Source organism: Flavobacterium aciduliphilum, assembly GCF_003268855.1.
Lineage (GTDB): Bacteria > Bacteroidota > Bacteroidia > Flavobacteriales > Flavobacteriaceae > Flavobacterium > Flavobacterium aciduliphilum.
This window is the reverse complement of record NZ_QLSZ01000013.1, coordinates 16,063-42,267: the sequence shown is the minus strand read 5'-3', so window position 1 is coordinate 42,267 and position 26,205 is coordinate 16,063. Positions and strand designations below refer to the sequence as shown.

The 26,205-nt window shown below is 32.7% G+C and carries 25 protein-coding genes; 9 read left to right on the top strand and 16 right to left on the bottom strand.

The window, feature by feature from the left end; genetic code table 11:
- Window positions 1-142 precede the first annotated feature (142 nt).
- The 3 genes from gyrA (at window position 143) to CLV55_RS11845 (ending at window position 4,856) form a co-directional block, all read left to right on the top strand.
- Complete coding sequence (gene gyrA / locus CLV55_RS11855) at window positions 143-2,704, top strand: DNA gyrase subunit A (RefSeq protein ID WP_112114018.1); 2,562 nt, start codon at window positions 143-145, stop codon at window positions 2,702-2,704.
- A 60-nt stretch (window positions 2,705-2,764) separates the two neighbouring features.
- Window positions 2,765-4,087 carry a tetratricopeptide repeat protein gene (locus tag CLV55_RS11850; RefSeq protein WP_112114017.1) on the top strand — a complete coding sequence of 441 codons (1,323 nt, stop codon included), beginning with the start codon at window positions 2,765-2,767 and terminating at the stop codon, window positions 4,085-4,087.
- Window positions 4,088-4,175: 88 nt separating this feature from the next.
- On the top strand, window positions 4,176-4,856 hold the full coding sequence (locus CLV55_RS11845) for a Crp/Fnr family transcriptional regulator (protein ID WP_112114016.1): 681 nt from the start codon (window positions 4,176-4,178) through the stop codon (window positions 4,854-4,856).
- Window positions 4,857-4,871: 15 nt separating this feature from the next.
- On the opposite strand, the gene CLV55_RS11840 is transcribed toward CLV55_RS11845, so the two are convergent.
- Both CLV55_RS11840 and CLV55_RS11835 read right to left on the bottom strand, forming a co-directional pair.
- Complete coding sequence (locus CLV55_RS11840) at window positions 4,872-6,311, bottom strand: APC family permease (protein WP_112114015.1); 1,440 nt, start codon at window positions 6,309-6,311, stop codon at window positions 4,872-4,874.
- Between the two features lie 137 nt (window positions 6,312-6,448).
- On the bottom strand, window positions 6,449-7,516 hold the full coding sequence (locus CLV55_RS11835) for a branched-chain amino acid aminotransferase (protein ID WP_112114014.1): 1,068 nt from the start codon (window positions 7,514-7,516) through the stop codon (window positions 6,449-6,451).
- A 273-nt stretch (window positions 7,517-7,789) separates the two neighbouring features.
- Here CLV55_RS11835 and CLV55_RS11830 point away from each other — a divergent pair, with 273 nt between their 5' ends.
- The 4 genes from CLV55_RS11830 to mnmD are packed head-to-tail and all read left to right on the top strand — an operon-like array spanning window position 7,790 to window position 9,907.
- On the top strand, window positions 7,790-8,290 hold the full coding sequence (locus CLV55_RS11830; protein ID WP_112114013.1) for a DUF4920 domain-containing protein: 501 nt from the start codon (window positions 7,790-7,792) through the stop codon (window positions 8,288-8,290).
- 3 nt (window positions 8,291-8,293) lie between these two features.
- Entirely contained in the window at window positions 8,294-8,794 is a 501-nt protein-coding gene (locus CLV55_RS11825) for a DUF4920 domain-containing protein (protein ID WP_112114012.1), read from the top strand.
- A gap of 3 nt (window positions 8,795-8,797) precedes the next feature.
- Complete coding sequence (locus CLV55_RS11820; protein WP_112114011.1) at window positions 8,798-9,241, top strand: hypothetical protein; 444 nt, start codon at window positions 8,798-8,800, stop codon at window positions 9,239-9,241.
- 3 nt (window positions 9,242-9,244) lie between these two features.
- Window positions 9,245-9,907, top strand: coding sequence for a tRNA (5-methylaminomethyl-2-thiouridine)(34)-methyltransferase MnmD (gene mnmD, locus CLV55_RS11815; protein WP_112114010.1), 663 nt, complete (start codon window positions 9,245-9,247; stop codon window positions 9,905-9,907).
- Between the two features lie 5 nt (window positions 9,908-9,912).
- Here the strand turns inward: mnmD and CLV55_RS11810 are convergent, their stop codons facing one another.
- Window positions 9,913-10,854, bottom strand: a complete 942-nt coding sequence (locus CLV55_RS11810; RefSeq protein WP_112114009.1) for a LysR substrate-binding domain-containing protein — start codon at window positions 10,852-10,854, stop codon at window positions 9,913-9,915.
- Between the two features lie 120 nt (window positions 10,855-10,974).
- On the opposite strand from CLV55_RS11810, the gene can reads away from it, so the two are divergent.
- Window positions 10,975-11,616, top strand: coding sequence for a carbonate dehydratase (can, locus tag CLV55_RS11805; RefSeq protein ID WP_112114008.1), 642 nt, complete (start codon window positions 10,975-10,977; stop codon window positions 11,614-11,616).
- A gap of 74 nt (window positions 11,617-11,690) precedes the next feature.
- Here the strand turns inward: can and CLV55_RS11800 are convergent, their stop codons facing one another.
- The 6 genes from CLV55_RS11800 to CLV55_RS13045 form a co-directional block, all read right to left on the bottom strand.
- On the bottom strand, window positions 11,691-12,653 hold the full coding sequence (locus CLV55_RS11800; RefSeq protein WP_112114007.1) for a sodium-dependent bicarbonate transport family permease: 963 nt from the start codon (window positions 12,651-12,653) through the stop codon (window positions 11,691-11,693).
- A 66-nt stretch (window positions 12,654-12,719) separates the two neighbouring features.
- Entirely contained in the window at window positions 12,720-13,670 is a 951-nt protein-coding gene (locus CLV55_RS11795) for an L-threonylcarbamoyladenylate synthase (RefSeq protein WP_317048373.1), read from the bottom strand.
- Window positions 13,671-13,682: 12 nt separating this feature from the next.
- Window positions 13,683-14,519: a DUF6671 family protein gene (locus tag CLV55_RS11790; RefSeq protein WP_112114005.1), complete on the bottom strand. Its 837-nt coding sequence runs from the start codon at window positions 14,517-14,519 to the stop codon at window positions 13,683-13,685.
- Window positions 14,512-14,796 carry a hypothetical protein gene (locus tag CLV55_RS11785; protein ID WP_112114004.1) on the bottom strand — a complete coding sequence of 95 codons (285 nt, stop codon included), beginning with the start codon at window positions 14,794-14,796 and terminating at the stop codon, window positions 14,512-14,514. Before CLV55_RS11785 ends, CLV55_RS11790 begins: the two co-directional genes overlap by 8 nt.
- A 24-nt stretch (window positions 14,797-14,820) precedes the next feature.
- Window positions 14,821-15,987 (bottom strand): NADP-dependent isocitrate dehydrogenase, encoded by a 1,167-nt coding sequence (locus CLV55_RS11780; RefSeq protein WP_262510383.1) that lies wholly within the window; start codon window positions 15,985-15,987, stop codon window positions 14,821-14,823.
- 70 nt (window positions 15,988-16,057) lie between these two features.
- Window positions 16,058-16,255 (bottom strand): isocitrate/isopropylmalate family dehydrogenase, encoded by a 198-nt coding sequence (locus CLV55_RS13045; RefSeq protein ID WP_262510382.1) that lies wholly within the window; start codon window positions 16,253-16,255, stop codon window positions 16,058-16,060.
- 91 nt (window positions 16,256-16,346) lie between these two features.
- Between CLV55_RS13045 and CLV55_RS11775 the strand changes: the two genes are divergently transcribed.
- A complete protein-coding gene (locus tag CLV55_RS11775) occupies window positions 16,347-17,273 on the top strand; it encodes a LysR family transcriptional regulator (protein ID WP_112114003.1) in 927 nt (308 codons plus the stop codon).
- Here the strand turns inward: CLV55_RS11775 and CLV55_RS11770 are convergent.
- The 7 genes from CLV55_RS11770 to fahA form a co-directional block, all read right to left on the bottom strand.
- Window positions 17,270-18,463, bottom strand: a complete 1,194-nt coding sequence (locus tag CLV55_RS11770) for an LETM1-related biofilm-associated protein (RefSeq protein ID WP_112114002.1) — start codon at window positions 18,461-18,463, stop codon at window positions 17,270-17,272. The two genes, CLV55_RS11775 and CLV55_RS11770, sit on opposite strands and share 4 nt — an antisense overlap.
- Window positions 18,464-18,504: 41 nt before the next feature.
- On the bottom strand, window positions 18,505-19,893 hold the full coding sequence (locus CLV55_RS11765; protein WP_112114001.1) for a TolC family protein: 1,389 nt from the start codon (window positions 19,891-19,893) through the stop codon (window positions 18,505-18,507).
- Window positions 19,893-21,239, bottom strand: a complete 1,347-nt coding sequence (locus CLV55_RS11760; protein ID WP_112114000.1) for an HlyD family secretion protein — start codon at window positions 21,237-21,239, stop codon at window positions 19,893-19,895. Before CLV55_RS11760 ends, CLV55_RS11765 begins: the two co-directional genes overlap by 1 nt.
- A 2-nt stretch (window positions 21,240-21,241) precedes the next feature.
- A complete protein-coding gene (locus tag CLV55_RS11755; protein ID WP_112113999.1) occupies window positions 21,242-22,912 on the bottom strand; it encodes a peptidase domain-containing ABC transporter in 1,671 nt (556 codons plus the stop codon).
- The gene (locus CLV55_RS11750; RefSeq protein WP_112113998.1) at window positions 22,913-23,581 is read right to left on the bottom strand and encodes a TetR/AcrR family transcriptional regulator; all 669 of its coding nucleotides are present in this window, start codon (window positions 23,579-23,581) and stop codon (window positions 22,913-22,915) included.
- A gap of 153 nt (window positions 23,582-23,734) precedes the next feature.
- Complete coding sequence (locus CLV55_RS11745; RefSeq protein WP_112113997.1) at window positions 23,735-24,886, bottom strand: hypothetical protein; 1,152 nt, start codon at window positions 24,884-24,886, stop codon at window positions 23,735-23,737.
- Between the two features lie 11 nt (window positions 24,887-24,897).
- Window positions 24,898-26,181 (bottom strand): fumarylacetoacetase, encoded by a 1,284-nt coding sequence (fahA, locus tag CLV55_RS11740; RefSeq protein ID WP_112113996.1) that lies wholly within the window; start codon window positions 26,179-26,181, stop codon window positions 24,898-24,900.
- Window positions 26,182-26,205 lie beyond the last annotated feature (24 nt).

Sequence of the window (26,205 nt, the reverse complement as noted above, 5' to 3'; positions counted from 1 at the left end):
GTTTTTTTATTAACTATTTAGTGGGGGTGTTTTGTTAATAAATCATTTAAATTAGTCTGTTAAAATGCTTTTTAATACTATTAAATTATGTATATTGCACGTTTGAATTTTAAACTAATTTACTTAATAAAATAACATAAATATGTCTGACGGAGAGAAGTTAATACCTATTAACATTGAAGACGAAATGAAATCAGCTTACATCGATTATTCGATGTCGGTTATTGTATCAAGAGCGCTACCAGATGTACGCGATGGGTTAAAACCTGTTCATAGAAGAGTTTTATATGGAATGTATGATTTGGGTGTGTTTTCAAATAGAGCACACAAGAAATCAGCGAGAATAGTTGGGGAAGTACTAGGAAAGTATCACCCTCATGGTGATTCTTCTGTATATGATGCTATGGTGCGTATGGCACAAGAGTGGAGTTTACGATATTTACTCGTAGACGGTCAGGGAAATTTTGGTTCTATAGACGGAGATAGTCCTGCAGCGATGCGTTATACCGAAGCGAGAATGAAAAAGATGTCGGAAGACATAATGGCAGACATCGACAAAGAGACGGTAGATTTTCAATTGAATTTTGACGATACCTTATATGAGCCCAAAGTAATGCCCACTAGGGTTCCAAATCTTCTCATTAACGGTGCATCGGGTATTGCTGTAGGTATGGCAACCAATATGGCACCTCATAATCTTAATGAAGTTATTGATGGGACACTCGCTTATATTGACAATGAAGAAATAGAAGTTGACGAATTAATAAATTATGTCAAAGCTCCTGATTTTCCTACTGGAGGAGTAATTTATGGGTATGAAGGGGTTCGTGAAGCTTTCAAAACAGGTAGAGGAAGAATTGTTCTTCGCGCCAAAGTAGGATTTGAAGAAATAAACGGTCGTGAAGCAATTGTGGTTTCTGAAATTCCGTATCAAGTCAATAAAGCCGAAATGATTAAAAAGACGGCTGATTTAATCAATGAAAAAAAGATTGAAGGGATATCCAATATTCGTGATGAATCGGATAGAAGTGGGATGCGTATTGTGTATGAATTAAAACGTGATGCTGTCCCTAATGTAGTCTTAAATACACTTTACAAATACACGCAATTACAATCGTCGTTTAGTGTCAATAATATTGCGTTAGTTAATGGAAGGCCTCAAATGCTGAATCTTAAAGATTTGATTCATTATTTTGTGGAGCATCGTCATGATGTGGTGGTTAGACGTACTCAATTTGAATTGAGAAAAGCAGAAGAACGAGCGCACATATTAGAAGGACTTATCATTGCATCAGACAATATTGATGAAGTTATTGCTTTGATTCGATCTTCAAAAGATGGTGATGAAGCAAGGGCAAAATTAATTGAGCGATTTACATTATCCGAAATTCAAGCTCGAGCCATTGTGGAAATGCGTTTGCGTCAGTTGACAGGTTTAGAGCAAGATAAACTTCGTGCTGAATATGAAGAAATCATGAAATTGATTCAATATTTGAAAGATTTATTGGCGAGTAAAGAGCTACGTATGAATCTCATCAAGGAAGAATTGATTGAAATTAAAGAAAAATACGGCGATGAAAGACGTTCTAAAATAGAATATTCAGGCGGTGATGTTAGCATCGAAGATTTAATTGCTGATGAAAACGTAGTCATTACAATTTCTCATGCAGGATATATTAAACGTACTTCGCTATCAGAATACAAAACTCAAAATAGAGGAGGTGTAGGACAAAAAGCAGCCGCTACTAGGGATCAAGATTTCTTAGAACACTTGTTTGTGGCAACAAACCATCAATATTTGATGTACTTTACACAAAAAGGAAAATGTTATTGGATGCGTGTATACGAAATACCAGAAGGAACAAAAGCCAGTAAAGGTAGAGCGATTCAGAATTTGATTAATATTGAATCGGATGACAAAGTTAAGGCATTTATCTGTACCCAAGATTTAAAAGATGAAGCCTACATCAACAGTCATTATGTGATTATGGCTACCAAAAAAGGTCAAGTTAAGAAAACACCTCTAGAACAATATTCTCGTCCAAGAGTAAATGGAATCAATGCCATTACTATCAAAGAAGATGACGAATTACTAGAAGCAAAATTAACTAACGGGGAAAGCCAAGTGTTAATTGCTGTAAAATCAGGTAAATTAGTTCGTTTTGAAGAAAGCAAAACTAGACCTATGGGAAGAACAGCCTCTGGAGTGCGTGGAATTACATTACAAAATGATCAAGATGAAGTGATAGGAATGGTTTCTGTAAATGATATGGAAAGCGAGATTCTAGTGGTTTCGGAAAATGGATATGGAAAACGTTCTTCTCTAGATGATTATAGAATTACAAATAGAGGAGGTAAGGGAGTAAAAACGCTTAACATAACCGATAAAACAGGTAAATTAGTTTCTATTGATAGTGTGACTGATGCTGATGATTTAATGATTATCAACAAATCGGGTTTAACCATTCGAATGGATGTATCAACCTTAAGAGTAATGGGTCGTGCAACACAAGGAGTGCGATTAATCAATTTAAAAGGAAATGATTCTATAGCGGCAGTGACTAAAGTTATGAAAGATGAAGAAGAAGAAGCAATGGCTATAGATGGAGAAGAATTAGAAATTGATCCAAATGCTATCATTGAAGAGGATTTGGAAGATGATGACGATACAGATTCAGCTGAAGAAACTGAAACAGATAAATAATAACCATGCCATATAATCCGTTGATTGTATGGCTTTTTTTAATATAACCTATTACAAATCATGAAAATAAAACACATTTTATTGACAGGAACTTTAATGGTTTCGATGTCAACTTTCGCACAAAAAGAGGAATTAAAAGCTTTAAAAAAATTGTATGGAAAAGATGAAATAAAAGGAGAAGATTTATCACAATATAAAGCGTTAGTTGATAAAGTAATTCCAATGGCAACTGAAGAAGGTGATAAAGTATATGCTTATTTCTACAAAAGTATGATTCCTGTATTAGAATCATTAGCTATTGATAAAACAATGCCTCCTTTACAAATACAAATGGCATTAATGAAGTTGATGAGTCCAAAATCAATCACAGAATTAGCAACAGGTTTAAATGCAACTTTGGATTATGAAAAAAAACCAGGAAATAAAAAGGTTTATACAGATGATATCAACGAAACCATCTCGTCTTTCAAACCCGATATGTTGAATTTTGCGATTGCATTGGGAAATCAAAAGAAATACAAAGAATCAGCCGAAGTATTATATTCAATTTATCAATTAGATAAAAAAGACACAGATAATTTATATTATGCTGCTAATTATGCCATCGAAGGGCAAGATTATGATAAAGCGCTACAGTATTACAAAGAACTAAAATCAATCAATTATATTGGAGATAAGATAATGTATTATGCTAAAAATAAAGCTAGTAATGCAGAAGAATCTTTCACGGAAAAAAGTGTAAGAGATAAAATGGTTGAATTAGGTACCCACATGGCTCCACGTGAGGAAAAATTACCTTCAAAAAAAGGTGAAATTGTAAAAAACATTGCTTTAATCTTAATAGAACAAGGTAAATCCAATGAAGCATTAGAGGCCCTAACGGATGCAAGAAAAGAAAATCCTGATGATGTAAGTTTAATAACATCTCAAGCGGATGTGTATTTTAAACTAAAAGATACCGAAAATTATAAAAAATTAATTAATGAAGCTTTGGCAAAGAAACCTAATGATGAAATTTTGTTATTTAATTTAGGGGTTACAAGTGCCAATTCAGGTCAACTTGCTGATGCAGAGAAATATTACAGAAAAGTTATTGAAATTAATCCAAATTATGTCAATGCTTATTTGAATTTGGCAGATGTTATTCTAAAACCAGATGCGAAGATAGTTGATGAAATAAATAAACTGACGAATTCAGATAAAGACAATAAACGATTCGATGTGTTAAAAGTTGAACGAAAAAAACTTTTTAATTCAGCTATGCCATTACTAGAAAAAGCCCATGATTTAGACCCTAAAAACGAAGATGTAAAAAGTGTGTTAAAATCAGTTTATAGCTTTTTGGAATTAACAGACAAAATTAAGGCTCTAAAAAGTGAATAATAATTAGTAATTTTAAAAAGTTAAACCAAATTTACAATATGCAAATTGACTTTCATTTGGTATATTTGCAATCTTATATTAAATAATAATGTGTAAGTGTGATCAATGTATTGTTCGTGAATTTAGCTCTCTTAAGGCACTAAACAAAGAGGAGTTAATACGTATGGCAGATTGTAAAACATCTTACACTATCAAAAAAGGAGAGGCTATTTTTGAAGAAGGAGAAACTGTCAATGGAATTTTTTGTGTAAAAGACGGGGTGTGTAAACTTTCAAAACTAAGTGCCAATGGTAAAGACCAAATTGTAAAACTTGTAAAATCAGGTGAATTATTAGGTCAACGTTCTTTAATTAGTGATGAACCTGCTAATTTGAGTGCTGTAGCACTCGAAGATATGCAAGTGTGTTTTATTCCAAAATCTGATATTATGGCATTTTTCAATAATAACAATCAATTTTCAATGAATGTCATGAAAACTATTTGTGGGGATTTAAAAGATGCAGACGATCATATGGTTTCTATGGCTCAAAAAAGTGTTAAAGAAAGATTAGCAGAAACGTTAATTTATTTAGAAGATACTTTTGGAAAAAATACAGATGGAACGTTGAGAATACAAATATCCAGAGAAGAGTTAGCAGGAATGATTGGTACTGCTACTGAAAGTTGCATCCGGTTATTATCAGAATTAAATAAAAACGGCTATATTGAGTTAATAGGAAAAAAAATAGCAATTATAGATAGAAATAAATTAAAACGAATGGCTGAATAAAAATTCAGCCATTTTTTATTTTTCTTTATGAAACAAATAATAAACAGGTAGGCCTAGCGCCACAATTCCTAGTCCCATACTTGTATTTTTTGTATCGTATAATACTAAATCAAAACAAATTAACCCAGTAATAAAGATGTATAGAAATGGTACAATAGGATATCCAAATGCTTTGTAGGGTCGTTCTGTATTGGGATCTTTTTTTCGCAAAATAAATAATCCACTAATCGTCAAAATATAAAAAAGTAAAGAAGCAAATGTAGCATAAGTTAATAAATCGCTATATTTACCTGACAAACACAAAATACTTGCCCAAAAGCATTGAAACCATAATGCTTTTTCAGGCACATCATAATTATTTAATGTAGACGCTTTTTTGAAAAACAAACCATCTTGAGCCATCGCATAAAATAATCTACCACCAGAAAGAATTAACCCGCTGTTGCATCCAAAAGTTGAAATCATAATTAATCCAGCCATAACAAAAACTCCTAAGTTTCCCATAATAACTGAAGCAGCAGCAGCACCCACTCGGTCTTGATTGGCAAACATAATACCATGCTGAAGTACTGACCCTTTTTGTATTCCATGTAGAGGGAGTAACGATAAATAGGCAACATTTGCTAAAATATAAATGACTGTCACGATGAGTGTCCCCAAAAAAAGACTTCTTGGAATATTTTTTTTAGGATTTTTAATCTCTCCCGCGATGAATGTAACATTATTCCACGCATCACTAGAAAATAAAGAATTGATAATCGTGGCGCCCATAGCACCCATCAAGGCTATCCCTGATAATTTAGTGACAGTAACACTTCCATTTTGATTTACAACTGTTTTACTGGCATCCCACATCGTACTAAAATTATTTTCAAAAACATCACTTTGTAGTCCCACATAAAGCCCTAATAGAATTAAAGAAAATAGAGCAATTAATTTGGCTGAAGTGAATATGAATTGAAGCGTTTTTCCATTTTTTAATCCTTTAGTGTTAATGTAAGTGAGCAGAACAATAGAAAAAATGGCGAGAAGTTGTTTGTTTGATATTATAATAAAAGGAAAATTAATTAATATTTTTTCTAAACTTGGAAAAAAAACGGCTGTGTAATTTGAAAAAGCAACAGCTACAGCAGCAATGACCCCCGTTTGAATTACGGTAAAAACGGTCCACCCATAAAGGAATGAAACAAATTTACCATATGCTTTTTGTATGTAAACATATTGTCCTCCAGCATTAGGCATCATACCTGCAAGTTCACCATAACTTAACGCAGCAGTCATTGTCAAAAAACTAGTTAAAAGCCATAACACTAGAATCCACGCGGGTGAACCAATATCTCTTGCCATTGCTGCAGTCACTAGAAAAATACCTGATCCAATCATGGAACCAGCTACCAAACTTGTTGCATCTACTAAACCTAAAGTTCTTTTCAGTTCTTGCTTTTTTTCTTTCATAATTTTATACTTAAATTACTCAAATATAATTCTTACTTAAAACTAAACTTTAAAAAGAATAAGACAAATTTTAAGAAATAAAATGAAACGATCTATTTAATCATATAAAAGCTTGATTTAAATCAAGCCTTCATGTATTAAATTTTAACCGTCCATCCAAAAGTATCTTCCGCGAGTTTGTATTGAATTTTGGTTAACTTGTCTTTTAACTGAGACGCAAAGGAATCTTCAATTACAGGAAGAACATATTCAATTTCTTGATAAGAAAAAGCGGCAATCGGACTTACAACTGCTGCTGTTCCAGCTCCAAATATTTCTTTCAAAGTACTATTTTGAGCAGCGGCAACAATTTCATCGACCAACACAGAACGTTCTTGTACATCAATACCTTCTCTTTTTGCTAGCGCAATAATACTCTTACGGGTTACCCCATCTAGAATACGTTCACTCGTTGGTGCCGTGTATAAAGTATCATTAATTCTGAAGAATACATTCATAGTTCCGGCTTCTTCCAATTTGGTATGGGTTGCATCATCAGTCCAAATAATTTGTTGAAATCCTTTATCGTTGGCTAATTTTGTAGGATAAAATTGTGCCGAATAATTTCCAGCAGCTTTAGCAGCGCCTATACCGCCATTAGCGGCTCTACTGTAATGATCTGCAATAACTACTTTTACAGCTCCTGAATAGTATGATTTAGCAGGCGATAATATAATCATAAAACGATATTGCGTAGAAGGTTGAGCTATAACTCCAGAGCCAATAGCAATCATAAATGGGCGAATGTATAATGTATTTCCTAGTCCTGACTTGACCCAATTTCGCTCCAAATCAATAATGGTTTTTAGACCCTCCATAAAAACGACTTCGGGAACCTCTGGCATTGCCATTCTCACTGCGGATTTATTGAATCGATGGAAATTCTCATCAGGTCTGAACAACCATACCTCATCATGCTCATCTTTATAGGCTTTCATGCCTTCAAAAATAGCTTGACCGTAATGAAAAACTTTAGCAGAAGGGTCAATTAAAAAAGGTTCGTACGGCTTGATGATAGGTTTTTGCCATTCCCCATTTTTAAAATCACAAACCAACATATAGTCGGTGAAAGTGTTTCCAAATGTAATATTGTCAAAATCTACATCACTAATTTTTGAATCTTGTACTTTTTGGATTTCAATTGCAAAATCAGAACTAGAACTCATGTGGTATGCTATTTTATGAATCCATACGAATCTTTTATCATCAAGATTAGTTTGAATATTAGTTAAATGATTATGTGTTGTTTTACACTGCTAAACTATAAAAAAAATGCTTATTTTTAAAAAATATTTAAAAAAAAACTTGATTATTAGTAAATATTTAATTTATTTAAAAAAAAACATCTGTATTTTATTAAAATCGAAAAAAAACCATCATAATTTCGTGTTAGAATTTAAAATCTCTTTATTTTTGTTTAAAATTAATTTATCAATAAAATGAAAAAAATAGTATATTCAGTTTTAGTGTTAGCACTACTTGTAAGTTGTAAAAAAAATGAAGAAACTAAAGTAAATAATTCAGATTCAGAAAAAGTTTCCTTTGTCAAGTTTGGCGATTCAATTTCAGAAGATGGAGCTATTTCGGCGGTTGAATTATTGGAAAAATACAAAACCATGAAACCAACGGACACCGTTGAAGTGAAAGTTCATGCAAAAATTGTGGATGTCTGTCAGAAAAAAGGATGTTGGATGAATTTAGACTTAGGCAATGATAAAACTGCGTTTGTCAAATTTAAAGATTATGGTTTTTTTGTCCCCAAAAATGCAGGAGGAAGTGAAGCCATAGTTCATGGAAAAGCTTTTGTAGAAATTGTATCGGTTAACGATTTGAAAGAATATGCAAAAGATGCAGGAAAATCAAATGCTGCGATTGATAGTATTATTGCTCCTGAAACGAATTATTCTTTTATGGCAGATGGTGTTTTAATAAAAAAATAAGAAATGAAATATAGTACATCTTTTTTTGTAGCCTTTCTGTTGTTAGTTTCAACAGTAAGTATTGCCCAAAAACGGAATCAATCCAATACAATTAACACAAATGATTATGCGTCATTTGGCGCTAAGTTTGAAGCTACTACTCGCTTATCAAAAGACAAAATGTTTAAGAAATATAAATCTTTAAAGAAAGGTGATACACTTAGTGTAAAATTTGAAACCAAAATTGTCTCTGTTTGTAAAAAGAAGGGGTGTTGGATGAAATTGGATTTAGGAAATGGGGAAACTGCTTTTGTGAAATTTAAAGATTATGGTTTTTTTGTACCTCTTAATGCTGAAGGGAGTAATGTCATTGTTTCTGGTAAAGCATTTGTTGATGTAGTTTCTGTAGAAGAACTCAAGCATTACGCAAAAGATGGCGGAAAACCACAAGCAGAAATTAATAAAATTAACAAACCAGAAATTACGTATTCTTTTTTGGCAGATGGAGTACTTATAAAAAAGTAATTTATGACTAAAATTCTAGTATTTTGCTGTTTTTTTGCTTTATTATCTTGTCAAAAAGAAGTAAAAAAAGATCTTATTAAAGAAAATAACTCGTGTAAAAAAGAGAAGAAATTTGAGATGTATGAAATGTCTGAATTAGCCACTCTTATGGAGCGTATGTATGCTTATAATATGCAAACCAGAGCTCGAATTATAAAAGGGGATACCGTTGGCGCTTATCCAACATTTTTTAATAAAATCTTTACAGCTAAATTCACGACTCCAAGCGATAATGATGCTTTTTTTAAGGAAAACGCCAAAAAATATATTGCAATTCAGCAGAAAATATACGGGAAGGAAGGTGATGTAAAAGGAAATTTTAACAAAGGTGCAGATGCTTGTATTGCGTGTCACCAAGGAAAATGTGGAGGACCTATTCCTAGAATAAAAAAACTCTATATTAAGTAGGCTTTGAAACGAGAAATTATTCAAACGCAAGATGGTTCGGCGAGTATTTTTATACCGGAATGGAATGAAAGTTATCATTCAAAACACGGTGCCATTCAAGAAGCCTATCATGTATTTATCAAAAATGGACTTTCTTTGTTTCAGGGAGATTCCATTTCAATTCTAGAAATTGGTTTTGGAACGGGCTTAAATGCTTTTATTACATTATTGGAAGCTGAAAAAAACAATCAAGCGATTGCTTATGTTGGTGTAGAAGCTTTTCCGGTTTCAATTGACGAAGTGAGTAAAATGAATTATCCAGAAGCTTTGAATGTTCTTGATAAAAAAAACATTTTTGAATCACTTCATGATAGTCTATGGGAAAACCAAAATCAGCTTACTTCAAATTTCTCACTAACTAAAAGGAAACAATTCTTTCATGAAATTAGCGATGTAAATCAATTTGATTTAATTTATTTTGATGCTTTTGGATACAGAGTGCAACCCGAATTATGGTCGGTTGTAATTTTTGAAAAAATGTACCAAGCTTTAAGAAAAGAGGGGGTTTTAGTTACCTATGCGTGTCGTTCCATCATAAAAAATGCCATGCTTGAAGCTGGGTTCTCAATTGAAAAATTACCCGGTGCCCCAGGGAAAAGAGAAATGCTGCGTGCTATCAAAAAATAAGAAGATTATTTTTCAGATTTTGGGCTAATAATTTGCACATTTTGAAAAATAATAGCCCCTTTTACCACACCTGATATGGTTGTTCGTAAAGCATCTATAATATGAATTTTTAACTCGTTTTTAGGGTAAATTAAACTCACTTCACGAGCAGGTTTAGGCTCTACAAAATGCCGTAATTTTACATGATCTTTTTCTTTTAAATCTAAGGTGTGTAAATAAGGAAGTAGGGTAGTGCCTAATCCTTCATCAGCTAATTTAATGAGGGTTTCAAAACTTCCGCTTTCCAATTGAAAATGATTGTGCTCTAAATTGTTGTTGTTTTTACAAAGGTTTAAAACACTATCTCTAAAACAATGCCCGTCCTCTAATAATAGCATTTCCTCTACATTTAAATCTTCAACTTCAATTTCTTTTTTACCATATATGCCATGATTCTCAGGAATATAAGCAACAAAAGGTTCGTAATACAATACGATTTCCTTAATTTTTTCTTCATGAAGAGGAGTAGCTGCAATGGCTGCATCCAAATGACCATTATTCAATTTAAAAATGATATCTTCAGTATGAAGTTCCTCAATAATCAGTTTGACTTTCGGGTATTTTTTTATGAAATTATTCAGAAACATTGGAAGAAGTGTAGGCATAACAGTAGGGATGATACCTAATCTAAACTCCCCACCGATAAAGCCTTTTTGTTGATGCACAATATCCAAAATGCGATCGGCTTCATTGACAATATTTTTTGCTTGATTTACTATTTTGAAACCAATTTCAGTGAGTTGTATAGGTTTCTTAGTACGATCAAAAATCAAAATACCTAATTCTTCTTCTACTTTTTGAATTTGCATGCTTAAAGTAGGTTGGGTAACAAAACATTTTTCAGCAGCTAATGTAAAGTTTTTGTGCTCGGCTACCGCCAAAACATATTGAAGTTGGGTGATGGTCATTTATAATATAATTTGATGCAAATATAAAAACAATCAATTTAAGTTATAGTATAAAATAAAAATTAATGTTTGGTAGATTCAACAACTCAATAAATTGTTATTTTTACAAAAAATAATACGATGAGTGATTTCTACAAAAAAATTTTGGATAACAACAAAAAATGGGTTGAAAGTCAGTTGGCAATAGATTCTGAATATTTTAAAGATTTAGCCAAAGGGCAACAGCCTCCATTATTGTGGATTGGATGTTCTGATAGTAGAGTTCCCGCAAACGAAATTATAGGAGCAAAACCAGGTGAAGTATTTGTTCATAGAAATATAGCTAATATGGTTATTCATAGCGATATGAATATGTTAAGTGTTTTAGATTATGCTGTAAACGTACTTAAAGTTAAACACGTTATTGTTTGTGGTCATTATGGTTGTGGAGGAGTGAAAGCGGCTATGGGAAATCAATCCATTGGTCTTATAGATAATTGGATTCGACATATTAAAGATGTATATCGATTGCATGAAAATCAGCTAAATGTCATTGAAGATGAAGAAGAACGTTTTAATAAGTTTGTTGAAGTGAATACGCAAGAACAAGTATTTGATTTGGCAAAAACTTCCATTGTTCAAAATGCTTGGCGAAATGGTCAAGATTTGACCTTACACGGCTGGACTTATGGGTTAAATTCGGGATATGTTACCGATTTAGGCGTTAACATGAGTTCCAATTCAGAATTAGATGAAGTGTATCGTTTGAAATTTTCTAGTTAGAATTTAAAAAGAAAGGCCATACTATTTGCATAGCCCCTCTAAACAAATCAAACAAAATAGACAAACTATTATTCCTAAAAATTTTGTATAATTGATAAGTAAATTGGCATTCCGAAAGTGATATTAAAAGGGAATGTAACTGCCAGAGCCATGGGTAAAAACAGTCCTGGATTGGCTTTTGGTGCTACAATCTTCATCGCAGCGGGAACGGCAATATAGGAAGCGCTTGAAGCTAAAATTGCAAAAATAAATCGATTTCCAATATCTTGAGTAATCATTTGACTGGCTACAGCAACTACACAACCATTCAATAGAGGAATGAGTATGGCAAATAAAGCCGCAAACCAACCACTTTTAAAGAAATCATCTAGTTTTTTTCCGCTTACAATTCCCATATCCAGTAGAAAAATTGCTAAAAAGCCTTTAAAAATATCCGTTGTGAAGGGCTTGATTCCCATGGCTTGTTGTTCGCTTGCGAGAAGGCCTATAACTAAACTGCCTAAAATCAATAAAACACTTCCATTGGTAAAAGAGTGTTTTACAACGGCACTCAATTGTGTTGTAGTATTATTTTCTTTACGATACATTCTCATCAAAATCACTCCAACAATAATAGCAGGAGCTTCCATCAGCGCCATAACGGCAACCATATGCCCGCCAAATATATATTTTTGAATTTCTAGAAAACTTACTGCTGTCACAAACGTTACTGCGCTAACAGAACCATACGAAGCCGCAATTGCACCCGAATTTTCGATACTGAATTTTCGTTTCAAGATAAAGAAACAATATATAGGAATCAAAACAGCCACCGATATTCCAAATAAAATAGACCAAATGATTTCGGTGTTAAAATGACTGTGAGCTAATTCTTGACCGCCTTTAAATCCAATAGAAAATAAAAGATACAAGGAAATGAATTTGGAAGTATTGTTCGGTATTTCTAAATCACTTTTTAAACGTGTGGCTAGAATTCCCAAAATAAAAAAAAGGAGCGCAGGATTGGTTAAATTGTCTGTTAATAAATTTAAGTTCATAAGATAATATATTTAATTAAAACATTGATTAGTAACGGAACTATTTGATGTTATAAAAAAAAATTGTTACTCTCTTTTACTAGCTCGTTCTAATCGGTCATTAATGGATGTTCCTAAATCGTAATGGGGTAATTTTTCTATTAGTATAAGATCTAGTTTCATTCGATCAAGTCGATGCATGGCGCTGTATAAATTCCTAGAGGCTTCTTTGAAATTTCTACTTTTTGAAAGTATTTCATATTGATGCACCGCAGGAAAGTCGAATTGAGTACTAAATGTGATGACACCGATTTTGTTTCTTTCATATTTTTTTATCATGGCGTCAATTGAATCTGATACTATGGTATTCGTTCTCGGTGCGTAATGTTTAGACAACATCCCTGGAGCATTTGGATTTACCTCTTTATGATTAGTAATTCGTATGGGGCCAATAGCTTCCTCGATTTCTTCTACTGATAGTGCGCCCAATCGATAGACGATGGGATTTTCGTTTTCAAATCCAACTATAGTTGACTCAATACCACTGGTACAAGGACCTCCATCTAAAATAAAAGGCAGCTCTTCTCCAAAATAATCATAAACATGTTGGGCATTCGTCGGACTTATGGAACCGAATGGATTGGCACTCGGTGCCGCTAAGGGAAAGTCTAAATTTTGTAATAATTTTAATGTGAGTTTGTGATTTGGTAATCTCAATGCAACCGTATCTTTCCCAGCAGTAATGATGTCAGGAATATTGTTTTTCTTTTTTAATAGCAATGTAAGCGGTCCGGGCCAAAATTTTGAGGCAAGTTGGTAGGCTTTTTCAGGGATTTCTCTTGCATACCATCCCATTTGGTCACTACTGGAAATATGAACAATTAAAGGATTGAACAAAGGTCTATTCTTTAATTCGAATATGTTTTTTATTGCTTTTTCACTAAAAATATTTCCTGCTAATCCGTATACGGTTTCAGTGGGAATGGCTACTAATTGATTCTTTTTCAAATAGTGGACAGCTTGTTGTATCTCTTTCAATTTAATTTTGTTTTATGGGTTACAAAAATTACAATATGTTGGATCTTCTTTTGTTTTTTGGTGCGGATACAAATCAACTTGCTCGAAAGAACATTTTTTACATTGATATGTAAAACTTAAGGTTGATTGAGTTGGCGCATGACATAATTCACAGGGTAAACCTTTGTTGACTCTACTTACTGAAAATCCTGGATGTTGACAATTAGGACATTGATGCAGAATGGTTTTCAATAATTTTTGAGCTACTATTTCTATTAATTTCATTCGAGTTGGATTATAATGCGCACGCATGTCAGTTTCTACATAAGCACTACCATAATTAGAAATCAAATGATTGAAATGCTTTAAAAGATTTTCTTTGGTATTTATTCCCTTAAAAAGCGCTTTATACTTTTCTTTAGAAGATTTTAAAATCACACCATGTGAAGGAAAATTAACTTTTTCTACAAACGCCATCAAATCCTCCTTTGTTTTCAATTCTGTAGCATCAAAATTGGTGTCCATACTAATTTCTCTAACAATCACTTCGATTTGATTTTTAGAATCCATGAAAATCATCATCTCATCGTCGGCAGTAGCAAACATGATAATGGGATGCATACCAAATGAACCTTCGCTAGCTATGGCTAAATCACAGTTATTTGCTTGCATCGCTAATACACATTTTTTTCTTAAAGTTTCTAATGCGCTATCTTTTCGTTCGATCTCACCTGAAAAAGTTCCAAGAGTATCGGTATCAAATTTTGTAGAAACAAAACATTCGACTTGTAACGCTTCTTCAAATATTGGAGCGATAACACGCTCTTTTTGATGCTTCGTTGCAATTAACAATTTTCTCCCCTCAAACATGTTTCACTAAATTGATTTCGATAGTCCCCTGAATTTGTAATTCATACTCATGAGATTCTGCCCATTGGATTAAAGAAGATAGTTCCTCTTTAGCATTTTGCAATTCAATTATCCTCTGTTTGGAATTTTCGTGTTTTATATTGAAACGAATTTGATTACTAAAATCCTCTAAATTATGGAAGTTGATTTTACTATTTAATAATGAAATAATAATTTCCTTAGCTTCATTTGGTTTAAAAACACCATCGATAAGTTTAATGTTTTGAGTAACTTCCATTTTAAAAAAAAATTAGAGTTTTTTTTATTGACCTTGTCCTAAAGAATATGCTGGTTTACCATTAAATTCGTATAAATTTTCAGTTTTAATAACATCAATCTTTGCATCTAGGGCTCTAGATAATAATCCAATGATATGATTTTTAAACATCAACTTTCCTTCTCTTGGTTTGAATCGGCAACGCCAATGGTCAGTACAATATGTTTCTTTGAATCCATCAGGCCATACTTTTATACCTCGATTGGTAATCATGGTTAAGTGTTTGTATTCTGAATTAATACTTTGAAGTATTTCAGCCAATTCATTAGGATCTGTTCCATTCCAATGTACAAATAAGTCAACTCCAACCAATTCTTTATTTTTCTGTGGTTTTTTCTCATATTTAGGGAGGTCTATTTGAACATTTTTATCATAAGAAACGGGTTTGAGTTGCGCAGGAACTTTCCCTAAGTTTGCTATAACCGCTTGGGCAAATTCTTTAGTTCCTACTTTTGTTTTGCTCACGCCTTCTTTAAAAATATCATACGTATGAATACCCTCTTCGATTGTTTTTAGCCATGCATTTTGTACTTTTTCAGCTACATTTGTTTGTCCAATATGTTTTAACATCATAACTGCCCCTTGCAATAACCCCGACGGATTGGCAACATTTTGACCTGCTCTTCTTGGTGCAGAACCATGAATAGCTTCAAACATAGCACATTCATTACCAATGTTAGCTGAACCCGCTAATCCTACAGACCCTGCAATTTGAGCGGCAACATCAGACAAGACATCTCCATATAAGTTTAAAGTTACAATCACATCAAATACTTCTGGGGTATCTGCTAATTTTGCAGCTCCAATATCTATAATCCAGTGTTCATTTTCAATAGATGGATATTCTTTTGCTATTTCATCAAAAATCTGATGAAACAAACCATCTGTTTGCTTCATAATGTTGTCTTTCGTAAAACAGGTTACCTTTTTGCGTCCGTTTACTTTAGCATATTCAAAGGCATAACGAATTATTTTTTCACAACCAGGTCTGCTTATGAGTTTTAAACATTGTACCACTTCGTCCGTTTGTTGATGTTCAATTCCCGCATACAGATCTTCTTCGTTTTCTCTAATTATGACAAGATCCATTTCAGGGTGTTTTGTTTCTACAAATGGAGCTAAACTCAAACATGGACGAACATTGGAATACAAGCCTAAGAACTTTCTAGTAGTTACATTTAAACTTTTGTATCCCCTCCTTGTGGTGTAGTAATTGGAGCTTTCAAAAACACTTTATTCTTCTAATAACATCCCACGACTCATTTGAGATTCCTGAAGTATTACCAGAAAGATACACTTTTTCACCCACTTCAATCTCATCGATTTCTATTTGAGCTCCTGCCGCTTTTATAATTTTTAGAGTAGTATCCATAATTTCTGGACCGATACCATCTCCTTTTGCAACTGTAATTCGTGTCATAATTATTTAATTAAAATTAACGGTACAAAGTTGTAATGTTTAATTCATATATTTTTATTTATATTTGTAATGAATTACATAAAATATTTTTATGAATTATACATTACATCAATTGCAAGTCTTTTTGAAAATTACCCAAACAAAAAGTATCACTAAAGCGGCTGAAGCGTTACATTTAACACAACCCGCAGTATCCATTCAATTAAAAAATTTTCAAGATCAGTTTGATATTCCTTTAACAGAGGTTGTGGGGAGGCAACTGTATATCACCGATTTTGGAAAAGAAATTAGTAATGCCGCAGAAAACATTATCAATGAAGTTAATGCGATTAATTATAAAACTCTCTCTTACAAAGGGATTCTTTCGGGAAAATTAAAAATTTCAATTGTATCAACTGGAAAATACGTCATGCCATTCTTCTTGACTGATTTTATCAAGAGCTATTCTAATATTGAATTTGAAATAGATGTTACCAATAAAAGTAAAGTGATTCGTGCCCTACAAAATAATGAAGTTGATTTTGCTTTAGTATCTTTATTACCCCATGATTTTAATGTGGAAGCAGAGTTGTTGATGGAAAACAAATTATATTTAGTTGGAAATAAAGATTTTATGGAGCACTATGAAGAGGAAGTCCTCGAACATTTTTTATTAAATGTCCCTTTTATTTATCGGGAAATGGGTTCTGCTACTCGATTAGCCATGGAAAATTACTTAGAAAGGAATAATATCAAACCTATATCAAAGATACAATTAACCTCAAATGAAGCAGTCAAGCAGGCGGTTATCGCAGGATTAGGAGTTTCAATCATGCCTTTAATAGGATTAAAGAATGAAATTGAAAAGGGAGAAATAATGATTGCAAAAGCTAAAAAGCTCCCAATTGTAACCAATTGGAATCTAATATGGTTAAAGGGGAAAAAAATGAGTCCCGTGGCACAAGAGTACCTGAATTTTATTAAAAGTACTAAAGAATATATTCATCAAACCCATTTCTCTTGGATTGATTCACATTAATCGTCAAGGTTTTCGTTGAATGCTGAGGGAAGAAGTTTTGGAATAAACTTAATTAATATGGGTAACAATAAGCTTCCGCCAGGCAATAGAAAGATTGTAAGGGAAGGAATACCCTTGCAGATGTCTAATATTTGTTTTTTTACCTTTTTCTTTTCTTCATCAGTTAAATCTCTTGCAACCGATTGTTTGAGTAAATACATTAGTTCTTTACTTTCAGATATTTCTTTTACAAGCCTTTTTTTATTGCGTTTAATGAGAACTTTTACGACAGAGTTGGTTTGGTTGTAAAAGTGTTTAACCGGATTTGAATAATTGAAATATTGAATTTTTTCTTTATGTAAGGTAATGAATTTTGAGGTAGTTTCAATGCTTTCAGTTACAAATAACTCATCAAGATGTAATTCCTGTGCTAGGGTATATAAGAAATATAATTCTTCATTGTCCAAAGCAAAATCACTCCACAACATGAGATTAGTAATATCAAACAAATAGAAGCGCTCCAATTCAAGTTCAAATGATGAAAGCGGTAGTGATTCGAGAGTATTGACCGTAATTTTAGAAAATTTTGTATAGCGAACAGATGCTTCAAATAATTTTATTAATAAATTGTCTTGTTGAGATTTATTGGACTTTATTTGAAGTGATAATGACACCAAACTCATGATGGTTTCTTCGATATTTTTAAAATATTTAGCACTTATTTTTTTTATTTTTAAAAATCGATGAAAGGCCAAAACATCAATAAATAATAATGCATTGGTAACGATATGAGAGAAGTTTTTACTGATGATGTCTTTGTTTGTTTGGACTCTCTCATTCAAAATGTTTTCTAATTTAGAATGAACATTAGCATGTAACAAGGCGGGCAATAGATCAAACCTTTTTTGTGAAGTAAGTTCATAGAATTCAAGTAATTTAGTAGAAAAATCTTCGATTTTGTAATCGTGAGTAGTGTAGTAATAGATTTCAAAAAGAGCATTCAATAAGGCTATTTTTGATACTTCTTCCGAATCCCAATTCTCTATTTCGTCCTCTGTAAAAGAAGGAATAGAAACCATATGACCATATATAAAACCTGTAGCTCTATTTTTTTTATAAAATGATAATGCCTCTTCTTCTTGATAAGAAAACGATGTTTTTTTTTCATAGAGGAATTTATCAATCCAACCGTTTATTGAGGGGTTTATCATCAGTATACTTGTTGATGAACAAAAATACAATTAATATTTGGTTATTCCATATTGGCTTTTGTTTTGTATAGTTCAATAGTTGATACTAAAAATCGGTTGTCTAGGATTATTTTTGATAATTGCGAACTCACTAAATTATTTTCTCTAGTATTGATAAGAAATATAGAACTCTCTCCAAATCCAAAAAGTCGCTCTTCTGCTTCAAGTAAAAATTTAGTGTCGTTGACAAGTTCTAAGGCAAGGTTTCTTTGGACCTCTATGGATTTTATTTCTTTTTGCTGTGCGCTGATCTTATTGGATAATGCCAGTTTTTCTAACTGTAAAGAATATTGTGTATCTTGTATTTTAAATTTTGTTAACTGTAGATTTCCTCGTTCTTTTCTCAAAAATAATGGAACATAAAAATTCATTCCCACTTTGTAATTATTAAAATTATATGAATTCCAATAATTAGGTTCGGAGAGATAGTAATAAGAGACGTCCAATTTTGGGAGTAATAAATTTTTCTTAAATTGTTGTTCAACTTCCAAAAGTGCTATTTTTTTTTGTAAAACATTGATCTTAGGATGATTTTCAACAAGTTGTTTTTCATCTATCAAATCGTTTGTTTTCAACACTTCATGTATTGTTTTTTCAAGATTTTCTTCAGGGATAATATCCTCTTGAAGTTCAAGGGGTATATTGTTTTCATACCACAAATAATTGGATAGCTCAAATTTAGATTTTGCCAGTTTTAATTTAGAATCTTCTAAACTTAACAATCTATTTTTCACCATAATTCTAGCTTCAATAGAATCAATAGAAGGTTTATCGCCTTGAAGAATTAATTGTTTAATGGCGTTAAATCGCGATTGGGCATTATTCAAATATGTTTGATAAAGTTGAACTTCACTATAATTTTTTTTCCAATTGAAATAGGCTATGGATGCTTCATAAACTACAGCTATGGCATTTAGTTTCCGCTCATTTTGACTCAATTGGATTTGAATTTTTGATTTTCTTATATCCGACATTCTTTGATTGATGAGCCACCCCTGACCTAAAGGCACAGAAACACCAAAAGAAGTTAAGCCTCTGTTGGGGACTATATTCTCGGGATTCACATACATCCCTTCTTGATTGTCAAAACCGGCTTTCACTTCGATGCCATACCAAGTAGGAATTTTAAAAGTGGTATTCAAAAGGGAATAATAGGTTTTATCTTTAAACTGTTTCGTGTCATAATCGACTTCAATTTTTGGATCAAAAGCTCCACGGGCAATCATCAATTGTGCTTGGGCAGCACTTACGGCAAGGTGAGCGCTTTTTACTAAGGGATGAAATGACTTGACATACCCTAAATATTCGTTATAGGTTAAAATTTTGTCTGTTTCATGATTTTGACAAAACCCAAGCAAAGACCATAGCAAGAATGATATTAAATACTTCATTATTTTTTATCTTTAGATGATTTACTTTTGGGTTGATAATAGTTAGGAGGAAAGCCATTTAGAGTTCTCCATATTTCATACCACACAGGAACATTATTGAGAAGCGCTAGAGTTTTTGCGCCTGAACCCATACTAATTTGTTTGGGCCATGGCACCTCAGTCGAATCGGGTGCAATTAATACTCTGAATTTACCATTTTCACTAATGAACGTCTCTACGGCTACAATTTTTCCTCCAAACGTTCCGTATGACATGCCAGGCCATCCCGAAAATACAATAGTTGGCCATCCATCAAACCAAACTCTGACTTTTTCTCCTTTATGAATAAGAGGTAAATCACTAGGAGCCACAAAGGTTTCTACTGCAATATCATATTTTTCAGGCATGATACTTACAATCTCTGTGCCTTCTTTGATGGTTTCCCCAATACCTGATTGTAGCGCTCTATTAATGTACCCATTTTGAGGAGCTGTTATAAAATACAATCCTTTTCGAATTTTATAATTCGAATACTGATTTTCTAGTTTGTTTACTTGTGCTTTAGTGTCATACTGATTGCTTAATGCAGTATATTGTTCACTCAACGCTTTTGATTTTTTTTCACTGTACTCAGCATCAATTCGATTGACTTCAACTCTTGCATTAATTAATTCGTTTTCACTAGCAATAAATTTGTTCTCTTGTGTAATGATTTTTGCTTCAACTTCTTGTAGCTTGAGTTTTTTATCCTCGACGTCTGATAGCGGTTTTAGTCCTTCTTTTTGTAAATTTAACGAACGATTGAACTGGGTCTGAGCAATTTTGAGTTGTGTTCGCACAGCAACCAAATCCATACTATCACTTTTTACTTTGAGTTGACCCTGTCTTATTTTATTCTTTGCTTGTTGTAACTTGAGTTTTTTTTCTTTATCAATAGCAAGAATCTGACTTGATAAGGATCCCACTTTTCCCTCATAAGATTGCTGAGCTTTTTTTTTGGCATCTACTTGATTTTTCGTTTTTTCAACTAGATGAGGATCTAAATAATCTTCTTTGATTTCTGATATGTATAAAATAGTATCGCCTTTATGAACAAAATCGCCTTCTTTAACATACCATTTTTCAATTTTTCCTGCAATGGTCGTTTGTATGGTTTGTGGTCTTTGATCGGGACTTAGTGTAGTGACTGAACCACTTCCTGAAATATTTTGTGTCCAAGGCAAGAATAAAATAAAAAAGCAAAGTATGGAAACTACAATAATTATTCGATTCAAAATTTTATAATGAGGTCGATTTTGTAAATTTTTAACCGTATTGAAGTGTTCAATATTTTCGGTAATTGAATTGTTTGAAGAAATATTGAGCATAATTATTTTAATTTAGAATCTGCAATTATTTTACCTTTATTCATTTGAATTATTCGATGTACTTTTTCTTTCCAATAAGGATTTTTAGAGGAGACAATTATTGTCCAAGGATTTGAAGGTAGCGTAATAAAATCAATTATTTTTTTTGCCGATTCTTCATCCATTTTATCTAAAGGATCTTCATAAAATAGTATTTTAGGTTTGTTTAAAATACTTCGTGCCATGAGAATTTTTTGGGCATTAGAGGAGGATAATTGTCTTCCTTCTGGGAAAATTTTGGTATCAAGTCCTTCTGGTAATGATTTGATGTATGTGCCTAAATCGACTTGATCAATAGCCCATTTGACATCTTCATGGCTTATTGTTTTATTGTTGAATGTGATATTTTCTAAAATTGTTCCTTCAAACGGAGTCTCGCCTTGAAGGATGATTCCAATTTGTGAACGATAATTATCAATATCAATCTTTCTGTAACTATCATCGTTGATACTAAACACGCCAGCATTAGGCTTTATGAGTCCAGCTAGTAATCGAATAAGTGTTGATTTTCCAGAACCATTTTCGCCTTCTATTAAAATAAATTCTTTCGGATCGACTTTTAAATGGATGTTGTCGAGGATTAAATCATTAGAATCTGGAAATTGATAGGAGACCCGTTCTAATTCGATACTAAGATTAAGGTAACAAGAATCTACTTCCTGAACGGATTGCTCTTCCATGCTTAAATCGGCTACTTGACCAATTTTTTCAATAGAAGTTAACACATCATACAAGGTTTCCAATCCCACAATAATCTTTTCCACAGAATTGATTACTAATAAAATAATGATTTCAGCAGCTACAAATTGACCGATATTCATTTTTTGATTCAGTACTAAAAACCCTCCTATAAGGAGTAAACTCGCTGTGATAAGTACTTTGAAAACAATGAGCTGAAGATATTGCCTTTTTATGATTCCGAAGTGTTTTTCACGATATTGAAGATAGTTATCTACTAAATAATCATTTTTGGATAACGCAAAAGTAAAACTATCTTTTCGTCTGAAACTATAACTATTTCGTGCCAATTCTTGCAACCAACTCACTACTTTATATTTGTATTTTGATTCCATTAAACTTGTGGATAAACCTGGTTTGAATGAAAATCTAAATATCGAGTAGAGTAGGAGCAAAAGAACGATACCAAAAGCAATAAAAAAGGGATGATAAAGCGATAACAATAAGATTCCAAACAGAATTTGCAAAAGAGCGGCAGAGAAATCTAGTAAAAGCTTAGATGTTCCTTTTTGAATGACAAGAGTATCAAAAAAACGATTTGCCAATTCTGGAGGATATTGATTGTAGTAGGATTCAAATTTTATTCTCGGGAGTCTGTAACTAAATTCGAAAGAAGCTCTAACAAAAATTTTTTGTTGTAAGTTTTCCGTAATTCTCAATTGCATTAGTGACAAAATTCCAACTAATGAGACTCCAAATACTACAACAACCACTAATAATATCCATGAAACACTAACTTGTCCCGATTGGATTAAATTGACAATCGCTTGGATGCCTAGCGGTAACGACAAACTCACCAATCCAGAGAATAAGGCATAGAAAAAAAGTTGAAGAATGTCTTTTCGTTCTAAATTTAAAAATTTAAAAAAACGTTTTAAAGGAGAATGTGTATTCATCTATACTATTTTTTCAATTAAGTTTAAATAAAATGCGGTAGGAGTTTGGTGCTCATTACAATCAGTAATTGTTGAAAGATGCTCCACGAGATAATGTTGGTGAAGTGCGCCTTCAATTATACTAGAAGCTAAGCTTGTAGCATATTCATAAGACGGGTTCACCGCAAGAATCATGTCTGTAATACGCTTAATTACTCTTTTATAAACCAAAAAGAACCCTATTTTATTTTCTTCATCAATTTCTTTTGTCAACCATGTTTTGTTGAATTCAGAAATGATTATTTTATTGAGTATTGCTTCATTTATATATACAGTATTCGAATCATCTGTTATTTTTTCAGTCACAATAGTTATTGCTTTCATGAGGCGTTTGCGTGCATCGGAGATGTTGTTGGTTTCAAACACCAATCGGTATTCAATCCATGCCCAATACCAAGAGGATAAATACAAGAGAAGTTTGTGTTTGTTTTCAAAATAACGATAAATAGAACTTTCATTAGAATGAATGCGTTCCCCTAATTTTTTGAAAGTAAAATCATCAAACCCAATATCATCAATTAATAGAATACTATGCTCAATGATTTTTTTTCCCAATTCTGAAGTCGTTGGGTCTTTTACATATAGTTTTTCGTGTACTGTAATGGTTACAGTTGAAAGTAATTTTTTCATATAAAAATATTTCACTTGCAAATTTAATAGTAACACTATTAATTAAAAAAATAATTAACAAGAATTTATCATAGTGAATGATTTGAAAAAAAAGCACCTTAGTGATGAAGTGCTTTATTAAGATTAACGTCTTACTCTGTTTTGTGTGAGAATTCATTTTAATTTGGTTTTAACATCTTCACCACAATCAAAAATCATTTGCTCGTTGCTGGGAAAGGGTATAGATTTTTTATCAAAAAAAGGAAAATAATCAGATTCGCAAGCATTTTTATCGCCATTATATCGAGAGTAGATATTTTCAAAAACAAACTCGCTAGTCAAAGGATAACTATTGATTAATTGATTCGTTTTACAATCAACATAATCAATTTTAGCAGTAATAGCACAATTTTTCAATTGTCTTGATTCATAAATCGTAGCTCGAATCGTTTTCATATTATCAATCATAATAGTATGACCCTGATTGTCTTTTACTTCATGTCCTTGAGCATCAAGAAGAGGTTTGGTTCCATCCTTCACTTGCTTTTCTTTAATGACTTCTTTCTCTTTGAGTTGCTCGGGTGAGATGGAAATTTGTCTAAAATTTAAAATAATGCTATAGTCATAATCTAGGTCTTTTTGACGAGTACTGTGATAAACGGTCCAATCATCGTTCAAGCCAAGTGTGCTGAAATTTAATAAATCATTTTCCAATCGAATAGGAATAACCACGTTTGTTTCATTTTTTGTTGATACAATAACAAAGTCTGTTCCTTTATATTTCGCGCTGGTAAGCAAACTACTCACATCCTTATACCCAGGATTTAGGGAGTTGAGAAAATTTAAATCAGTATACGCTCGTCTGAAATTCATTTTATCTTTCGTTGCCAATAATGCTTTTGAATTATCATACAAAAATTTAGAATACGAATTTTTGCTATTTACTAATGCATCTGAATAATCTGAAAAATCAAAGGTAGCCTCTTTGTTTTCTTTAATCAAATAAAGAGGAAGTAAAGGCTTGATAATCTCTTGACGTTGATGCAATTGAAGATACGTTTTATATATTTTTTCTGAATTACTGGGGTTGCCTTCTTTGGTCCAGATAGAAATATTTTGTAAGTCTCTCATTTTTACTTTGGCAAAGGCTTCTTCCAATAAATAAATATAGTCTTGTTTTCCTTTTGCATCTTTTCTATTTCGCAAATTTTCTACAGCGGTTTGAATCGCAGTATCATAATCCCCAGAACTTAGTGATTCTCTCGTTTGACGCACACCACATGAGGCTACTATTAATAAAAGTGTAAGGATAATTAATTTTTTCATGTAAAAATCATTTACTTTCTCACAAAAGGAGGTAGTAATTTACTACTCACTTCTCCAAAACCAATACGAACAGAGCCATTTTGACAATACCCTTTCATGGTTACTGTATCATAATCATTAATAAATTTTCGCTCAGTCCCATCAGATAATTTAATCGGTTTTTGTCCGCTCCATGTTAGTTCTAGCATGGAACCGTAACTGTCTTCGGTGGGTCCAGAAATGGTTCCAGAACCCATCATGTCTCCAGAATTGACACGACATCCATTAGAGGTATGATGAGCCAATTGCTGTGACATCGACCAATACATGTATTTAAAATTAGATTTAGACACTAATGTTGGCGAGGCATTTTCAGGGGTGATGTACACTTCCAAATTAATATCATAAGCATGTTTTCCTTTTTGTTGTAAATAGGGTAGTGGTGTGGGTTCTTGTTTTGGTCCTTTCACACGAAAAGCCTCCAAAGCGTCCATGGTAACAATCCAGGGAGAAATGGAAGTGGCGAAGTTTTTAGCCAAGAAAGGTCCTAAAGGAACATATTCCCATTTTTGAATATCACGTGCACTCCAATCATTCAATAAAACCATACCAAAAATGTAGTCTTCTGCTTCATTTACAGGAATATTTTCACCTAGGATATTGGCATCTGTAGTAATAAAGGCTGTTTCTAATTCAAAATCTACCAAACGAGAGGGACCAAAAACAGGAGTACTTTCTCCATTGGGCAATGTTTGCCCCATAGGTCGATGTACAGGAATTCCTGATGGAACTATAGTAGAACTCCTTCCGTGATATCCCACAGGAATGTGAAGCCAATTGGGCAATAAGGCGTTGGCTGGATCTCGAAACATTTTTCCAACATTTGTAGCATGTTCTTTACTCGAATAAAAATCGGTATAATCTCCAATTTGAACTGGCAATAACATTTCAATATCGTTAATAGAAAAAATCACTATATCGCGATGTTCTCTATGATCTCTCAGTTTTGGATTATTTTCATCAAACAATTCTGCCAAGCGATTACGAACCAATCGCCACGTTTTTTTTCCATCTGAAATAAAATCATTCAAAGTGTCTTGCATAAACATATCGTCGGTTAATTCGATACCGTCAAAATACCCTAATTGTTGTAGTGCTCCCATATCTATGGCGCAATCACCAATGCGAGTACCAATTGTTACGACATCTTCTTTGGTAAGAAAAACGCCAAATGGAATATTTTGAATGGGGAAATCACTATGCTCAGGCACTGAAATCCAGGATTTTCTATTCGGGTTGTTGGCTATATTTGGCATATTGTATAATGTTGATTTATTGTT

Excerpts from the sequence above, each read along its gene's own strand:
- gyrA (WP_112114018.1), top strand. The coding sequence starts at position 143 with ATGTCTGACGGAGAGAAGTTAATACCTATTAACATTGAAGACGAAATG.
- CLV55_RS11850 (WP_112114017.1), top strand. The coding sequence starts at position 2,765 with ATGAAAATAAAACACATTTTATTGACAGGAACTTTAATGGTTTCGATG.
- CLV55_RS11845 (WP_112114016.1), top strand. The coding sequence starts at position 4,176 with ATGTGTAAGTGTGATCAATGTATTGTTCGTGAATTTAGCTCTCTTAAG.
- CLV55_RS11840 (WP_112114015.1), bottom strand. The coding sequence starts at position 6,311 with ATGAAAGAAAAAAAGCAAGAACTGAAAAGAACTTTAGGTTTAGTAGAT.
- CLV55_RS11835 (WP_112114014.1), bottom strand. The coding sequence starts at position 7,516 with ATGAGTTCTAGTTCTGATTTTGCAATTGAAATCCAAAAAGTACAAGAT.
- CLV55_RS11830 (WP_112114013.1), top strand. The coding sequence starts at position 7,790 with ATGAAAAAAATAGTATATTCAGTTTTAGTGTTAGCACTACTTGTAAGT.
- CLV55_RS11825 (WP_112114012.1), top strand. The coding sequence starts at position 8,294 with ATGAAATATAGTACATCTTTTTTTGTAGCCTTTCTGTTGTTAGTTTCA.
- CLV55_RS11820 (WP_112114011.1), top strand. The coding sequence starts at position 8,798 with ATGACTAAAATTCTAGTATTTTGCTGTTTTTTTGCTTTATTATCTTGT.
- CLV55_RS11810 (WP_112114009.1), bottom strand. The coding sequence starts at position 10,854 with ATGACCATCACCCAACTTCAATATGTTTTGGCGGTAGCCGAGCACAAA.
- can (WP_112114008.1), top strand. The coding sequence starts at position 10,975 with ATGAGTGATTTCTACAAAAAAATTTTGGATAACAACAAAAAATGGGTT.
- CLV55_RS11800 (WP_112114007.1), bottom strand. The coding sequence starts at position 12,653 with ATGAACTTAAATTTATTAACAGACAATTTAACCAATCCTGCGCTCCTT.
- CLV55_RS11790 (WP_112114005.1), bottom strand. The coding sequence starts at position 14,519 with ATGTTTGAGGGGAGAAAATTGTTAATTGCAACGAAGCATCAAAAAGAG.
- CLV55_RS11785 (WP_112114004.1), bottom strand. The coding sequence starts at position 14,796 with ATGGAAGTTACTCAAAACATTAAACTTATCGATGGTGTTTTTAAACCA.
- CLV55_RS13045 (WP_262510382.1), bottom strand. The coding sequence starts at position 16,255 with ATGACACGAATTACAGTTGCAAAAGGAGATGGTATCGGTCCAGAAATT.
- CLV55_RS11775 (WP_112114003.1), top strand. The coding sequence starts at position 16,347 with ATGAATTATACATTACATCAATTGCAAGTCTTTTTGAAAATTACCCAA.
- CLV55_RS11770 (WP_112114002.1), bottom strand. The coding sequence starts at position 18,463 with ATGATAAACCCCTCAATAAACGGTTGGATTGATAAATTCCTCTATGAA.
- CLV55_RS11765 (WP_112114001.1), bottom strand. The coding sequence starts at position 19,893 with ATGAAGTATTTAATATCATTCTTGCTATGGTCTTTGCTTGGGTTTTGT.
- CLV55_RS11760 (WP_112114000.1), bottom strand. The coding sequence starts at position 21,239 with ATGCTCAATATTTCTTCAAACAATTCAATTACCGAAAATATTGAACAC.
- CLV55_RS11755 (WP_112113999.1), bottom strand. The coding sequence starts at position 22,912 with ATGAATACACATTCTCCTTTAAAACGTTTTTTTAAATTTTTAAATTTA.
- CLV55_RS11750 (WP_112113998.1), bottom strand. The coding sequence starts at position 23,581 with ATGAAAAAATTACTTTCAACTGTAACCATTACAGTACACGAAAAACTA.
- CLV55_RS11745 (WP_112113997.1), bottom strand. The coding sequence starts at position 24,886 with ATGAAAAAATTAATTATCCTTACACTTTTATTAATAGTAGCCTCATGT.
- fahA (WP_112113996.1), bottom strand. The coding sequence starts at position 26,181 with ATGCCAAATATAGCCAACAACCCGAATAGAAAATCCTGGATTTCAGTG.